The sequence below is a fragment of the Paenibacillus sp. Y930 genome (genome assembly GCF_056786375.1).
In genome coordinates this window covers 288,521-303,242 of record NZ_JBXCIX010000002.1, presented here as the reverse complement: position 1 = coordinate 303,242, position 14,722 = coordinate 288,521, and the positions used below count along the sequence as shown (strand labels likewise).

Annotated in this window: 13 protein-coding genes; 1 reads left to right on the top strand and 12 read right to left on the bottom strand. The window is 39.2% G+C overall.

The features are described from left to right. Positions 1 to 81 precede the first annotated feature (81 nt). The 5 genes from AC1TO5_RS06830 to AC1TO5_RS06810 form a co-directional block, all read right to left on the bottom strand. Entirely contained in the window at positions 82 to 2,013 is a 1,932-nt protein-coding gene (locus tag AC1TO5_RS06830; RefSeq protein ID WP_482062053.1) for an ABC-F family ATP-binding cassette domain-containing protein, read from the bottom strand. A 177-nt stretch (positions 2,014 to 2,190) separates the two neighbouring features. Next, positions 2,191 to 3,576 carry a class II fumarate hydratase gene (gene fumC, locus AC1TO5_RS06825; protein ID WP_482062052.1) on the bottom strand — a complete coding sequence of 462 codons (1,386 nt, stop codon included), beginning with the start codon at positions 3,574 to 3,576 and terminating at the stop codon, positions 2,191 to 2,193. A gap of 152 nt (positions 3,577 to 3,728) precedes the next feature. Beyond that, positions 3,729 to 4,403, bottom strand: coding sequence for a bifunctional 2-keto-4-hydroxyglutarate aldolase/2-keto-3-deoxy-6-phosphogluconate aldolase (locus AC1TO5_RS06820; RefSeq protein ID WP_482062051.1), 675 nt, complete (start codon positions 4,401 to 4,403; stop codon positions 3,729 to 3,731). Between the two features lie 190 nt (positions 4,404 to 4,593). Continuing rightward, entirely contained in the window at positions 4,594 to 5,799 is a 1,206-nt protein-coding gene (locus tag AC1TO5_RS06815; RefSeq protein ID WP_482062050.1) for a multidrug effflux MFS transporter, read from the bottom strand. 22 nt (positions 5,800 to 5,821) lie between these two features. Further along, on the bottom strand, positions 5,822 to 6,637 hold the full coding sequence (locus AC1TO5_RS06810) for an undecaprenyl-diphosphate phosphatase (protein WP_482062049.1): 816 nt from the start codon (positions 6,635 to 6,637) through the stop codon (positions 5,822 to 5,824). Between the two features lie 262 nt (positions 6,638 to 6,899). Here AC1TO5_RS06810 and AC1TO5_RS06805 point away from each other — a divergent pair, with 262 nt between their 5' ends. Continuing rightward, a complete protein-coding gene (locus tag AC1TO5_RS06805; protein WP_482062048.1) occupies positions 6,900 to 7,763 on the top strand; it encodes a 3'-5' exonuclease in 864 nt (287 codons plus the stop codon). A 117-nt stretch (positions 7,764 to 7,880) separates the two neighbouring features. On the opposite strand, the gene AC1TO5_RS06800 is transcribed toward AC1TO5_RS06805, so the two are convergent. The 7 genes from AC1TO5_RS06800 to AC1TO5_RS06770 form a co-directional block, all read right to left on the bottom strand. Further along, positions 7,881 to 8,576, bottom strand: coding sequence for a hypothetical protein (locus tag AC1TO5_RS06800; RefSeq protein WP_482062047.1), 696 nt, complete (start codon positions 8,574 to 8,576; stop codon positions 7,881 to 7,883). Continuing rightward, positions 8,573 to 9,439 carry an ABC transporter ATP-binding protein gene (locus AC1TO5_RS06795; RefSeq protein WP_482062046.1) on the bottom strand — a complete coding sequence of 289 codons (867 nt, stop codon included), beginning with the start codon at positions 9,437 to 9,439 and terminating at the stop codon, positions 8,573 to 8,575. Before AC1TO5_RS06795 ends, AC1TO5_RS06800 begins: the two co-directional genes overlap by 4 nt. Then, positions 9,439 to 9,801, bottom strand: a complete 363-nt coding sequence (locus tag AC1TO5_RS06790) for a GntR family transcriptional regulator (protein WP_482062045.1) — start codon at positions 9,799 to 9,801, stop codon at positions 9,439 to 9,441. Before AC1TO5_RS06790 ends, AC1TO5_RS06795 begins: the two co-directional genes overlap by 1 nt. A gap of 233 nt (positions 9,802 to 10,034) precedes the next feature. Continuing rightward, positions 10,035 to 10,637 (bottom strand): response regulator, encoded by a 603-nt coding sequence (locus AC1TO5_RS06785; RefSeq protein ID WP_482062044.1) that lies wholly within the window; start codon positions 10,635 to 10,637, stop codon positions 10,035 to 10,037. After that, positions 10,634 to 11,776 (bottom strand): sensor histidine kinase, encoded by a 1,143-nt coding sequence (locus AC1TO5_RS06780; RefSeq protein ID WP_482062043.1) that lies wholly within the window; start codon positions 11,774 to 11,776, stop codon positions 10,634 to 10,636. The genes AC1TO5_RS06785 and AC1TO5_RS06780 overlap by 4 nt, the downstream gene beginning before the upstream one ends. A 100-nt stretch (positions 11,777 to 11,876) precedes the next feature. Then, on the bottom strand, positions 11,877 to 12,905 hold the full coding sequence (gene desA / locus AC1TO5_RS06775) for a Delta(5) desaturase DesA (RefSeq protein ID WP_482062042.1): 1,029 nt from the start codon (positions 12,903 to 12,905) through the stop codon (positions 11,877 to 11,879). Between the two features lie 537 nt (positions 12,906 to 13,442). Then, positions 13,443 to 14,681, bottom strand: coding sequence for an aminopeptidase (locus tag AC1TO5_RS06770; RefSeq protein ID WP_482062041.1), 1,239 nt, complete (start codon positions 14,679 to 14,681; stop codon positions 13,443 to 13,445). Positions 14,682 to 14,722 lie beyond the last annotated feature (41 nt).

The following is a 14,722-nucleotide window of genomic DNA, read 5'->3' as shown; positions in this document are numbered from 1 at the left end:
TCATTTCGCTATTTATAGCAGCTAACGCCTGAAGACGATAATTGCGACCATTACAATAGATGTTTCGAATATCCATTACGGTCATCCCTTCTTCTGCGCTTCGATTTGGTCAGCTAACTCATTCAACTCCGCCCAACGGTCCATCAATTTTTCTAGCTTCTGCTCTGCTTGTTTCTGTTTTTCTGAAAGCTCAATGAGTAGCCCTGCAGAGCTTGCATTAACTTCCATCTCTGTAGCAATATTTTCAAGTTCAGCTTCAGCCTCTATAATCCAAGCTTCGATATTTTCATAATCACGCTGGTCTTTATAAGACATTTTCAACTGACGCTCTTGCTGAGATGGCTTTTCATTTTCTTGTTCTTCTGCTCGTGGCTTGATGGGAGTTTGAACCGTTGCCACTGTCGTTCCGCGCCCACGCTGCTGAACATAATCCTGGTAATCAGAATAGTTACCTGTATGAATCACTTGCTCACCATTATTTTCAAACCCAATAATTTTATCTACCGTTCGATCCAAGAAATAACGATCATGGGATACAACAAAGACAACACCAGGGAAGTCATCCAAGTAATCTTCAAGTACAGTTAAAGTCGCAATATCAAGATCATTCGTTGGCTCATCGAGCAATAATACATTCGGCGCTTCCATCAAAACACGCAATAACTGCAAACGACGTTTTTCTCCACCTGAAAGCTTAGCTATCGGTGTCCATTGCATCGTCGAACTGAAGAGAAAACGCTCCAGCATTTGACTAGAAGAAATCATGCTTCCATCGGCTGTTTTAACTTGCTCAGCTGCTTCACGTATATATTCCTGCACACGTAATGACTCGTCCATTTCCTCACGTTCCTGCGAAAACCATCCAAGCTTCACGGTCATCCCAAGATCAATTTTACCTGTATCAGGCTCTAATCTGTCACCGATCATTTTCATTAATGTCGATTTCCCAGATCCATTGCGCCCAACAATACCAACTCGATCACCTGGCACGGCAATATAGCTGAAATCTTGAATTAATTGACGATCACCGAAACTTTTACTTATATTTTCGATCTCGATAATTTTACGTCCTAGACGACTCGATGCAACAGATAACTCTACTTTACCATTGCCTTCCTTGGGCGTTGATGCTTGTAATTGCTCAAATCGATCTATTCTAGCCTTCTGCTTCGTAGACCTAGCCTTTGCTCCACGACGCATCCAAGCTAGTTCATTCCGCAGTAGATTTCTCCGTTTGGATTCTGAAGAAGCTTCGCTCTCTTCACGCTCTAATTTAAGCTCCAAAAAACGGCTGTAATTCGCTTGATAGAAAAACGCCCTACCTTGATCAAGTTCAATAATTCGATTACTTACACGATCTAGGAAGTAACGATCATGCGTAATCATAAGTAATGCGCCACGACGTTTCTGTAGCATACCTTCAAGCCATGCAACGGATTCGTTATCGATATGGTTCGTCGGCTCATCGAGGATAAGGATATCAGATGGTAGCACTAGTGCTGCTGCCATAGCAACACGTTTGCGTTGACCACCAGACATATGCTCGACTAACATATCGAATTGGTTAATACCTAACTGATTCAACGCTAGCTGTGCTTCACTTTCCAATTGCCAAGCATCAAGCTCATCCATCTTCATACTGGCATTCATTAGTTGTTCTTGAACTTCGGTACTTGTTGGATTAAGTTCAATGGCTACCATTGCACTTGCATATTCTTTATGTGCTTGCAGTTGAGGTGAATCACCACCAAGCACATGCTCAAGTGCCGTTTCATTGGGTTCAAATTGTGGATCTTGCGACAGCATACGAATAACAGCGTGATTTGCAATACTCACTTTACCTGAATCCGTTTGCTCCATGCCAGCTATTGCTTTAAGAAAAGTAGATTTTCCAGTACCATTAACACCAATGATCCCGATTTTGTCTCCTGTTTCCAAGCCGAAGCTAACGTTCTCGAACAGTACTTTCTCGCCGTAGCTTTTCGATATATTTTCAATGGATAGTAAATGCATTATTGTACCTACTTTGTCGTTATTTTAACTGCCTCTAACTTATAGTACTATCATAGCATAAGCGTAGGTTGTTCGTACATTTCTGGCAAGGCAATTAAAATGATCTATGTTTCTACCACACACAAAAAAACCTACTCGCATCTTCAGACACGAATAGGTTAAGTTCATTTACTTATATTATTTTCTGCCGATCATTTTCTCGGGACGTACATATTCATCAAACTGCTCGGAAGTTAATAGGCCACTTTCAATAGCTGATTCCTTCAAAGTAATCCCTTTATTATGTGCATTTTTCGCGATTTTCGCCGCATTTTCATAACCGATATGTGGGTTAAGTGCTGTAACTAGCATCAATGATTGCTCAAGATTACGTGTAATTACTGCTTCGTTAGGCTCAATTCCAACTGCACAATTATCATTGAATGAAATCATCGTATCCGCCAGCAAAGCTAATGATTGCTGGAAATTATAGAAGATTACTGGCTTAAATACATTAAGCTCAAAGTTACCTTGGCTTGCCGCCATACCGATTGTCGTATCATTACCGATAATTTGACATACAGCCATCGTCATCGCTTCACTTTGTGTAGGATTAACTTTACCTGGCATAATGGAGCTGCCCGGTTCATTTTCAGGAATAGTAATCTCGCCAATTCCGCTACGAGGACCACTTGCCAACCATCTTACATCATTAGCGATTTTCATTAAATCAGCAGCCAATGCTTTCATCGCACCGTGTGTAAAGACGATTTCGTCATGACTTGTTAACGAATGGAATTTATTAGCAGCTGTAATGAATTGCTTGCCCGTCAGCTTGGTCACTTCTTCCGCGACAGTAACCGCATAATCTGGATGAGCATTCAAGCCTGTCCCAACTGCTGTTCCACCAAGTGCAAGCTCACGCATACTATTCACGCTATATTCAATCATACTGCGAGATTTCGCAAGCATCGCTGCCCAACCACTAATTTCTTGACCCAATGTAATTGGCGTTGCATCTTGTAGATGAGTACGACCAATTTTCACTAAATCAGCAAATTTGTTCATCTTCTCTACAAGCGTTGCATGCAGCACATCAATCGCAGGCAATAAACGATCTTCAACCGCAATAACTCCAGCAATATGCATTGCTGCCGGGAATGTATCGTTAGAGCTTTGTGAACGGTTGACATCATCATTAGGATGAATACGAAGTTCACTACCACGTTCAGCAAGAATTTGGTTAGCACGGAATGCTATAACTTCGTTAACATTCATATTCGTTTGCGTGCCGCTACCTGTTTGCCATACGACAAGTGGGAATTGATCATCCCATTGACCAGCTAATATTTCATCAACCGCTTCACCAATAACAGTTGCTTTATCTGCATCTATTACACCTAGACGTTCATTCGCTAATGCAGAAGCTTTTTTAACAATTGCCATCGCATAGACAACCTCAAGTGGCATTTTCTCACCACTAATTTTGAAGTTCTGTAAGCTTCTTTGTGTTTGAGCACCCCATAGCTTATTAGCAGGTACGTTAATTTCACCCATTGTATCCTTCTCAATACGGTATTCCATCACAATGACAACTCCTCCAACTTTTTATTGGCTTCTTGAGTATCTTCTTGATAATAAAAAGTACATCGGAAGCATTAGCTCCAACTTTTCGTTAACTTCCTGATATACCTCTCGTAAACGAAAAGTACTTCGAAAGCATAAGCTCCAACTTTTTATTGGCTTGCCTGTTTAGCTTCGCGATATGCAGCCATATACGCTTCTGCTTTTAATTTAATTAGATTGAAGTCACCTGTTTTCACAGCTTCCTTCGTAAGATCAGAACCGATGCCAACAGCAACAGCACCTGCACTAATCCATTCTTTCATATTGGATAGCGATACGCCACCTGTTGGCATAATATTCGCTTGTGGAAGCGGACCTTTGATCGCTGAAATAACACTAGGATTGTACAAATTACCAGGGAAAAGCTTCACAATATCTACACCTAACTCAAGCGCTGATTGAATTTCTTGGATAGTCATTGTTCCTGGCAAGCAAGGAATTGCATAACGATTACATAGCTTTACTGTGTCTGGATTAAGTGCAGGTGAAACGACATATTGTGCCCCTGCCAAAATAGCAGCACGAGCTGTTTCAGGATCCAGCACTGTACCTACACCGATTAAAGCAAAATTAGGACTATTCACATCAACATCACATGAGTATTCCGCACTTAGCTGTTCAAGCGCTCTTGTAGCATGTGGTACGGTCATCGTAATTTCGATCGCTTTAATTCCGCCTTCGATAGCATAGCGCGACATTTCAACTACTTCTTCTGCAGAGTCAGCACGTAATACCGCTACAACCCCTGCTTCTGTTAATTGCTGCAACACCTTAAGCTTTTTCATCTGTAAGCGTCTCCTTAAACTTTTCATTAAGTTCTCGATATACTTCATGTGAATGAAAAGTACATCGGAAGCGTAAACACAACTTTTCATTAAGTCTCGATATACTTCATACTAATGAAAAGTATAAACGTTTTCATAGTGTTCAGCAATGCCTATAACTTATTGTATTCATCCTTTATAAGCATGAAAGCTAGCCATATTTTCGCGAAAATCTGTAAAATATCCACGCACAAGAAATCATAAGTGCTATCGTCACAACCATAGGAACTGCCGTTCCTTCACCACCAAGTCCAACGATTGGTGCAACGATACCCCCGAATAAAAACGAAGTCGTACCAAGCACAGCAGAAGCGCTTCCCGCACGCTCTCCTTGCTTCTCCAGCGCCAACGATGCTGATGTCGTATTAACGAGACCCACACTGGAAACGACCAAGAATAACCCTATCACAACAAAGGTAAGCGGTAGATCGGCAAACACTGCAATCAGTAATAGAATAGCACCTGTACCACTCATACTTAATCCTGTTACTAACATACTTCTTGGTGAAAATTTATGCGCTAGTCTGCCTGCACATTGACCTGCAAACACGATACCTAGACCATTCATTCCGAACATCATACTATATTCACGTACAGACATCTCATATATCCCTTGCAGGACAAAAGAAGAACCGGAAATATAAGCAAACATCGATGCCATAACGAACCCTTGCATCAGTACATAGCCGATAAAACTCTTATCCTTTAGCAACGAGCCAAATGTTCGTAATGTGTTTTTGAGACCACCGCGTGAACGACGATCGGCCGGTAAAGTCTCACCTAATGAATAATAGATCCCGATTAACATAATAATCCCGAAGACTGATAATAAACCAAATACACCCCTCCAAGAAGTATAATTAAGAACCTCTCCACCAATAATTGGCGCTAAGATCGGTGCGGCACCATTAATAATCATTAACGTCGCCATAAATCGAATCAATTCAGGACCAGAGTATAGATCACGAACACTCGCACGTGATATGACTAGGCCGGCCGCTCCAGCCAATCCTTGCACAAATCTCAAACCAATAAATCCCCAAATTGAACTTGAAAACATACAAAAAATGGAGACAATGGCATAGAGCAGCATTCCGATTAATAATGGTTTGCGTCTGCCTTTCACATCACTAATCGGTCCAATAACAAGCTGTCCAACAGCTAATCCGATAAGGCAAGCTGTTAAGCTTAATTGTGTTAAAGAAGCTGATGTATTGAACTCTTCAGCAATTTGCGGAAATGCAGGTAAATACATATCAATAGATAGCGGACCAAGCGCCGAAAGAGAGCCTAATATTGTGGCAATACCCAATCGTTTCGACTTCGTAAGTGATTGAGCTTCTGTTATACTATTCATAGTTAAGCCACCTTGAATGAAGTTACATGAAAATAAGAATTAATGTACCAACAATGAAACAGTAATAAGAGAAGTATCGCAAATTGCCTTTTTCCATAATTCCCATAAACCACTTCATCGAGAAATAAGTTACGAACAAAGTCGTAATAAAAGCTAATAAATAAGGGAACCACAGCGCTTGTAGTTCTGGATCAGATGCGATATCTGAAATACCGAGTATTAGCCCGCCTACACTTACTGGAATATATAGCATAAATGAGAAGCGAAGTGCAGTATCCTGCTTCATCCCTACTGCAATAGAAGCAATAACCGTCGACCCAGAGCGACTAATTCCTGGTATTAAAGCTACTGCTTGTGCAAGACCAACAAGCAGTGCATCTTTCGCCGACAAATCACCATCTCGTTTAACTCCACGAAGATTACGTATTAGCCATAACGCGACACCTGTTACTAATAATGCAATGCCGACAGTGTATATAGAGGAAGAGAAAACCTCTTCAATCTTATCTTTAAATAGTACGCCGATTACTCCTGCTGGAATCGAACCAATAATAATGTACAAAATAAAGTTGAAATCCGACTTATATGCAGCATCCTTGGACTTGATGTAGCCAAACCCATTTTTCATTAATCTAGCTAACACTTCACGATAAATGAATATAATAGCAATGAGTGACGCGGTATTGGTCATAATCTCAAAAGATAATCCATGTTGCTTCATTCCCATTAACTGTTGTGCTAATATTAGATGTCCACTTGATGAAATCGGAATCGGTTCTGTGAACCCTTGAATCACACCTAAAAAAACATACTTTAACCATTCAAACCAATCTAACATATTTTTCCAAAGCCTCCTAAACTTTTTGTACATTCCGATATACTTCTGTGCAAACAAAAAGTAACCTCGGAAGCATAAACTAAACTTTTTGTACATTCCGATATACTTCTGTGCATACAAAAAGTAACTCGGAAAACTTGCTCTACTACGGCTAAATAACAACTTTATTAGTATAAACCATTATGTTAGCAATGTGAATGATAACCCATTACCCTCGATTTCTGTTAGAATAGAGTTGCAATCATATAACGGAGGAATCAATTTGGATTATATAGTACTTGATATTGAATTTAATGGGCGTAAATTCGCCAGTGAACTACCTATGGAAGTTATTGAGATCGGTGCAGTTCGCTTAAATGAGCAACTAGAGGTTATCGATAGTTTTTCTGAATTTATTAAACCTATCTATTTCGCCAAGCTCAATAATTTCATTCAGAAAAAAACAGGAATCCCTCAGGAAGCTATCGATACTGCTAGCAGATTCCCACATGTCATCGGTCAGTTTCTTACATGGCTATCTTCTTCCTCTGAAGTAATGTTCATTACTTGGGGCGGTGAGGATATGAAACGAATTATTCTTGATACACGCATGCATAAGCTTGACGATCAGTATTGGATGACTACACCGTATTTCGATCTACTGAAGGGATATACTAGACTTAAAGGACTAACAAACGATGTAAGTGTAGAGGGTGCTCTCGAACAGCTAGCTATTGAAGGCTCAGGTCAAGCACATCGTGCACTAGACGATGCGATTATGACCTCACATATATTCAAAGCTATTTATGACGGATTAGACTTTGATCGTAAGCAGTTATTTGTCGATACGTATACAAATGCCAAAGAACGTCGCGGCATTAAAAATTCAATTCGCTTGTTGCGTATGCAAAAGCTAGAGCCAACATGGGACAACTATGTCGCAAAATTCATTCGTGAACGTATAGAAAGTGAAGACCCGCGAAAATTAGCTGAAATTAAGCATTACTTTGAGATCGAAGCAGTAAAGCCCGTTAAGCTAAAGGTTGAGCAAGCTGATACGCCGATTATTTCTGATGATAGTCAGATTGTGGAGCCAGTAAATACTACTACTGAGTATAGTGAAACTGCTGTCCAGCCAAATCCCTAGTTCAAGGCAGACAGAATTACTATTCTATACTTAGTACAGAGCAAGCCCTACATTACTACCCAAAGCAGGTAGCGATGTAGGGCTTTTTATCAATGATTGAAACATAGTTTTGGGTACTTATACATTGGCAGAAATGGTTGATATCTTGTTAGCAAACACGCAGATCACGCCATATATAATGATAGCTAATAGTAATAACAAACCTGTAAATTGTGCCAAATCCATCCCCAGCACAGCTTCCGAAAGCGGGATATACCATTTGAACGGTACTCCAATAAAGAGAATAACTGCTAGTAAACCAACAAACCCATAGCCTCCAACTAATCCAAAGCGATAGAACAGTATATTGACGAATATCCCGCTCACCGATACTAAGCTAATAACGCAAGCATCGATAAGTAAATTAATGAATAGTGATACATTATCACCGAATAACATTGATATTTGTGGGACTATCATATTACTCAATCCAAAAATATCTGCGCCCCAAAGTAATAATGAATTCATTAGAAACATCATAATTGCATGAGAGAATGACCAAATAATGATAAATATCGCTGTTGATCCTAGAAATCGTTTGCGATTCAGCCCATATCGTAGTGAAATAGATAAGGTCCTATTTAATAACTTAGAGGATAATATAAAAGTGAATATAAAAGTGCTAAATATACCGACTGTAATTAGCGTAATTTCAGGAAACATATAGCATATAGCAATATTCAACAGAAATGATGAATTAATTAACCAAAATATTAGGAATTCTCTTTTGTAACTTAACAGTGATAAATAGAGACTACCTTTCCACTGATTCATTGAATTTGCTCCTTCCGTTGGTTTTTGCTTAATAGTATTAATAATTCTTGTAACTTAACCACTTCTCGCTTCAACCCTTGATGCGGTTGTTCGTTACCATCACTCATAATAACAGCGATATGTTCTTTCATAAATTGACTACGATGTATCACTTGTTGCCCAACAATATATCGCTCTACGTCCTCTAATGTACCTTTGACCTTGAATACTCTAGATTGAAGTTCCTCGTAAGACTGCTGCAATATTAGCTTACCTTCATGCATTATGTAGACGTCCTCGAATAATTCACTTGCTTCATCTACTAAATGTGTCGATAAAATAATTAAGCGCGGATTAATTAAAAACTGCTCAATTAACAATTCATAAAATAAATGTCGGCCAGCAGCATCCATCCCAATATACGGCTCATCAAAAATGGTTATTGGAGCTTCGCTTGCAATGCCTGTAATTATTCCAAGCGCTGAAACCATTCCTTTAGACATCGTTTTTACTTTCATTTTCTTATTCAATGAGAACTGCACAAGCAATTCTTCTGCAAGTTCATTATTCCAATTCGGATAAAAATATTGATTCAACTTCATCACTTGAGCTACAGTTACATGTGTTGGAAAGTTCCCTGTTTCTCCAATAATACAAATACTTTTCATCAACTCGCCATGGTCAAACACGGACTGACCATTAATGCTAATGCTTCCTTCACTTGGCGCTACTAATCCTGAAAAAACATTAAGAAAACTTGTCTTACCTGCTCCATTATGACCAAGAAGTCCAACGATTGCTGGTCCTTTCATCTCAAAGCTTAATTCATCTAATACATTATGATTTCGATATTGCTTTGTTAGTTTATTAACCTCAATATGCATTAAAGTTTCCTCCCAATCATTGTCATCAATTGCTCTATAGTAATTCCAAGTCGCTCAGCTTCATTAATTAGGGGCTGAATATAGCTCGCATCAAAACTTTCTTTTCGCTCTTCAATAAGAAGCTCCACTGCATTTGAACTTACGAACATTCCTACACCTCTCTTTTTGTAAATGATTCCGCGATCTACTAGCTCGTTAACTCCTTTATTTGCTGTTGCCGGGTTAATCTGATATTCTTTCGCAAATTCATTTATGGATGGTATTCGTTCCTCTGGTCCCATATGTCCATCGAGTATCGCATCCTCAATTTGCTCCTTAATTTGTTGAAATATCGGCTTTTCTCCATCCAAATAATTATTCACATGAAACTCCTTTCCATAACATTTTTCATCGTTTCTTTAATATGTTAAACCAATCAAAGTTAATTGGTTAGTTGCTTATGTAACTAACTATATAACATCATTTTTATGATGTCAACCACTATTGTAATATTTAATGCTCAGGAGCGTTGCGAGAACAAAAAAAAAGCCTTTAACTCCACATGCATTGTGGAATTAAAGACTTTTTCTATCGTTAAATCACTTTTTCATTACATCTACTTAAACCAGCCCTTATCTTTGAAGCGAGTAATTGCTTCGATCCGATTGCTTACATCAAGCTTATCGAGAATCGTTGATATATAGTTACGGACCGTTCCTGTTGAAAGAAATAGCTCGCTCGCAATTTCTTTCGTATTTTTACCATCTGCAACTAGACCTAACACTTCTTGCTCACGTTCTGTTAGTGGATTATCCGCGCCACTATAAGCTTCGTCCATTAATTCAGCGTCATAAATTCGCTTGCCGTCCATAACACTGCGAATAGAACTAGCTAACTCCTCAGATGGACTATCTTTCAACAAATAACCACATACCCCTGCCTTAATTGCACGTTCAAAATAGCCTGCTCTTGCAAATGTCGTAAGAATAATAACCTTTGTATTACTACCTTTTAATTCTTCTGCTGCTTCTAGTCCACTCTTAATCGGCATTTCAATATCCATAATACATATATCAGGCTGTAACGCCTTAACGTGTTCCAAAGCCTCTTGACCATTAGCTGCTTTACCAACAACAGACATATCGTCCTCCAGATCAATTAACGAAGCCAAAGCTCCAAGCAGCATTCGCTGATCTTCAGCAATTACAATGTTTATCATGTTATCGACTCCTTCATCGGTTGACGAACGGCATGTGGAACTGACAATTTCAATGTTGTACCTACTTGATCTGTCGTGTCAATATTTAGTGAACCATTGACGAATTCCAATCGCTCCTTCATACCCCTTAATCCATTACCACGATTGTCGGACTGCTCGAATGTCATACCTATACCATCGTCATGTACGGTAAGTATAACCTCATCAGCAGTCGTATCAATAGTAATGTGACAATGGGTCGCCTGACTATGCTTGACGACATTTGTCACAGCTTCCTTCATGCACATACATAGCACATTTTCAGCAAGTAATGCCGTGGATTGAAGCTTAGGTTCACCACTTAATTCATAGCCAATTTGTGCGGCCGCTAATATTTGACTTATATTGTACACTTCATCTTCTAAATTAGTTCCGCGCATCTTCGTCACTAGCTCGCGTACTTCCTTCAATGCAATTCTCGCTGTAGAACGAACATCTTGAATTTCACGCTCTGCTTTCGCCAAATCTTTATACAACAACTTTCCAGCTAGATCACTTTTCAATCCAATAAGAGAGAGTTTCTGTCCAACAGTATCATGCAAATCTCTTGCAATACGCTGTCTCTCTTCTAGCTTAACTAGTTCCGATATTCGCTTATTCGCATGCTCCAATTCATCTTCCAATTGATCTTGCTTTTTCATATTGTAAGTGTTGAAAGGTAATAAAATCACAACAACGAGCGATATAAGAATAAATGGAAACTGTGTGAAAAATATCGTTTTTTGTACAGCAAGTCCATAGTTAACCGTCACAAATGTTGTAATCAAATGTATGATGTAGAGTGTATAAAAACCTGCTTTACTTTTAATATTTCCGATAAAAAATGCTAGGAAAATCGAAAAGTAAACATAACTGAAATTGACCGTCATAATCATGGAGATAACAATTTGAAAACTAGTCCACATATATATTGGCCAGCCTTTAGATAAAAACGCTAATACATAACAAATAAAAAATGCAACAATAAGTACAGTACCGGATATCATCCCTACTGAAGAAGATTTTCCAAATATAGAGTAGAACGGCAAAATACAAAAGACTAGCCAAATATATGGCGATAATCCTGTTCCGCGACTAAACGTTTGATACCATTTATTCATGTAATACCTACCTATCTAGAGAGTGTTGTTTTAAGTTTAGCATATCTAACTACAAGAAAGCCCTAACAATGAGTTAAAAACTCATCGTTAGGGCCAATGGTTAACTTGCTTGTTTAGTCGGACGATGATTATTCATGATTATTTTCTTTGCTTCGCGGAAACCGACAAAGCGCTGAGTTTGTTCATCCCATAAACTAACCTTTAATGATAATAAGCTTTCGCGTATACCAATTGTTGTTGCTTTCTGTAAAGGCGGTGTTTCATTATGCGCTTGTTCTAAGAAATAATTTGGAACTTTCGGGCTAAGATGATGCACATGGTGGAAACCAATATTTCCTGTTAGCCATTGCAATAACTTAGGCAGACGGTAGTAAGAACTTCCTTCTACAGCTGCTTTTACATAGCTCCACTCATCATTATGCTCAAAATACGAATCCTCGAATTGATGCTGTACATAGAACAACCAAATACCTAACGCACCTGATACGTAGAATACTGGAATTTGTACAAGTAACATCGCTTGCCAACCAACAGCCCAAGTTAAAAGTGCATACATGCCAACGATCAAGACGTTCATCAGATACGTATTCAGTCTTTCTTTACGACGTGCACCTTTACGATTGAAACGATATTGGAATAGAAATACTACGAATGGTCCTAATACAAACAAAACTAACGGATTGCGATATATTCTATAATGTAATTTCTGTAATGTAGATGCTTGTTCATATTCTGATACAGTCATAATCCACAGATCGCCTACACCACGTTTATCTAGATTACTACTAGTTGCATGGTGGATCGCATGTGAATTTTTCCATTGTTGATAAGGAACATGAGTAATAACACCTGTGATGATCCCTACAATATCATTAGCACGCTTACTTTTGAAGAAAGAGCCATGGGTGCAATCATGAAAAATAATAAATGTTCGGACAACGAACATGGCAGTAACGATACTAAGTGGCAATGTAAGCCAGTAGGATACATCTAAGCTCAAGTACGTAAGGTACCATAATGCAATGACGGGAATTAATGTGTTGCATAGTTGCCTTACACTTATGGACAGCTTCGTTTTCTCAAATGGTGACATGCTTTTCTTCAACTGAAGCTGCTTCGGATCATTCATATACAACATCTCCTCGTATCGCTAATAGCTTTTTCGCTAGTAAATATATTTTATATTACTATTGTATACACTTTACGTCATATCCATAAGTCATAAACGTAAGGAAAACCATATGACAAATGTCATATGGTTTTCGGAAATATTACTATTCGCTTCCTATTTGATGCTGACTAAGCTACGTTAACCTAATCATCGTTAGCAAAGACATTGTAACAATACCCAGCAACGTGTACGGCATGAGTACACGAGCGGTCAATCTTCAGCACGTAGCTTCCAATAAAAGTCCGCTTTTTGAAGTATCCCATTCCAATAGAGGTTCAAAAAGCGGGCTTTCAGAACCGAGCAGGTGAAGCGTTACTTGAGAAAGACGGAAGCGCAAGTGTACATTAATACGTACACGCGAACCTACAATGTTTCTGCAAGAAACATACATCGGAAGCTTATGCCGTACTTTCCAAGTTCGCTTCAGATGCGATGTCGAATATGCTTCGGTAGCATCCTCATCGTTATCAAAGTCCGCTTTTTGAAGTTTCCTCTTTAGAAGGCCCATTCGCCTTTGCGGAATACTGGTATTACTGTTCCGTCTTGTTGAATACCGTCAATATCCATTTCCCCAGAACCAATCATAAAGTCGTTATGTGTAATACTTGCGTTAACACCATTAGCTGCAAGTTCTTCTTGTGTCATTGTTTTTCCACCATCAATATTGAAAGCATAACCGCTTCCGATCGCTAGATGATTTGATGCATTTTCATCAAATAATGTATTAAAGAATAATACACCCGACTGTGAAATAGGTGAACGATGAGGAACGAGTGCAACTTCTCCCAAATAATGAGAGCCTTCATCAATTTCCACTAGCTTCGCTAAAAATTCGGCACCTTGCTCTGCTTCGTAGTTCACGATACGCCCATTTTCGAATGTAATCTTGAATTTATCGATCACGTTACCGCCATAGCTAAGTGGTTTAGTACTAGAAACATAACCATTCGTACCATTTTTCAACGGAACAGTGAATACTTCCTCTGTTGGCATATTTGCCATAAATGTATGTCCCTGCTCGTTCTCACTACCAGCGGATACCCATAAATGCTTATCGGATAACTCAATCGTAAGATCAGTCCCAGGAGCACGATAATGTAGCTTTTGGAAATGATAGTTGTTAAGCGCGATCGCCTTAGCATGCAATGTATCGTTATGCTCCTGCCATGCTTGAACAGGATCAGCAGCATCTAGTCGTACTGCGGCAAAGATCGCTTTCCATAATAGTTCAATCGCCACTTGCTGGGAAGCAGCCTGTGGGAATACCTTATTGGCCCAATCTGTGCCCGCTGCTGCGACAACTGTCCAGCTGAATTTATCTGCTTGCATCGCTCGTCTAAATTCCATCAGCGCTGTACCTGAAGCTTTTTGGAATGCTGCAATGCGATTTGAATCTATACCCGATAATAGATCAGGACTACTGGATACGATTGAAATAAAGGCAGCATTTTTTTCATAAAACTGCTTACGTTTATCAGCTTCCCACTGTGGGTAATCACTGAACACATCTTCAGCAGCCTTCATAAATTTTAAGCGTGAAAGCTTGTCATCCATCCACTCCACGTGAACATTACTTGCTCCCGCTTCATACGCTTGATTAGCAACAGCACGAACCAAGTCTGCTTGCTCGATAGTCCCTGTAACGAATACTGGTTGCCCGGGTTGAACGTTAACTCCAACTTGCACAATTAATTTTGCATATTTATCTAATTGTTCATTCCAATTTGTTGACATATGTACATCTCCTTTAATTTAGATCACAAGTGAATATTTTG

What these genes read in the sequence shown, in the direction of transcription:
- fumC (WP_482062052.1), bottom strand. Translation starts at nt 3,576, where the DNA reads ATGGAATACCGTATTGAGAAGGATACAATGGGTGAAATTAACGTACCT.
- AC1TO5_RS06780 (WP_482062043.1), bottom strand. Translation starts at nt 11,776, where the DNA reads ATGAATAAATGGTATCAAACGTTTAGTCGCGGAACAGGATTATCGCCA.
- AC1TO5_RS06830 (WP_482062053.1), bottom strand. Translation starts at nt 2,013, where the DNA reads ATGCATTTACTATCCATTGAAAATATATCGAAAAGCTACGGCGAGAAA.
- AC1TO5_RS06820 (WP_482062051.1), bottom strand. Translation starts at nt 4,403, where the DNA reads ATGAAAAAGCTTAAGGTGTTGCAGCAATTAACAGAAGCAGGGGTTGTA.
- AC1TO5_RS06810 (WP_482062049.1), bottom strand. Translation starts at nt 6,637, where the DNA reads ATGTTAGATTGGTTTGAATGGTTAAAGTATGTTTTTTTAGGTGTGATT.
- AC1TO5_RS06815 (WP_482062050.1), bottom strand. Translation starts at nt 5,799, where the DNA reads ATGAATAGTATAACAGAAGCTCAATCACTTACGAAGTCGAAACGATTG.
- AC1TO5_RS06785 (WP_482062044.1), bottom strand. Translation starts at nt 10,637, where the DNA reads ATGATAAACATTGTAATTGCTGAAGATCAGCGAATGCTGCTTGGAGCT.
- AC1TO5_RS06800 (WP_482062047.1), bottom strand. Translation starts at nt 8,576, where the DNA reads ATGAATCAGTGGAAAGGTAGTCTCTATTTATCACTGTTAAGTTACAAA.
- desA (WP_482062042.1), bottom strand. Translation starts at nt 12,905, where the DNA reads ATGAATGATCCGAAGCAGCTTCAGTTGAAGAAAAGCATGTCACCATTT.
- AC1TO5_RS06770 (WP_482062041.1), bottom strand. Translation starts at nt 14,681, where the DNA reads ATGTCAACAAATTGGAATGAACAATTAGATAAATATGCAAAATTAATT.
- AC1TO5_RS06795 (WP_482062046.1), bottom strand. Translation starts at nt 9,439, where the DNA reads ATGCATATTGAGGTTAATAAACTAACAAAGCAATATCGAAATCATAAT.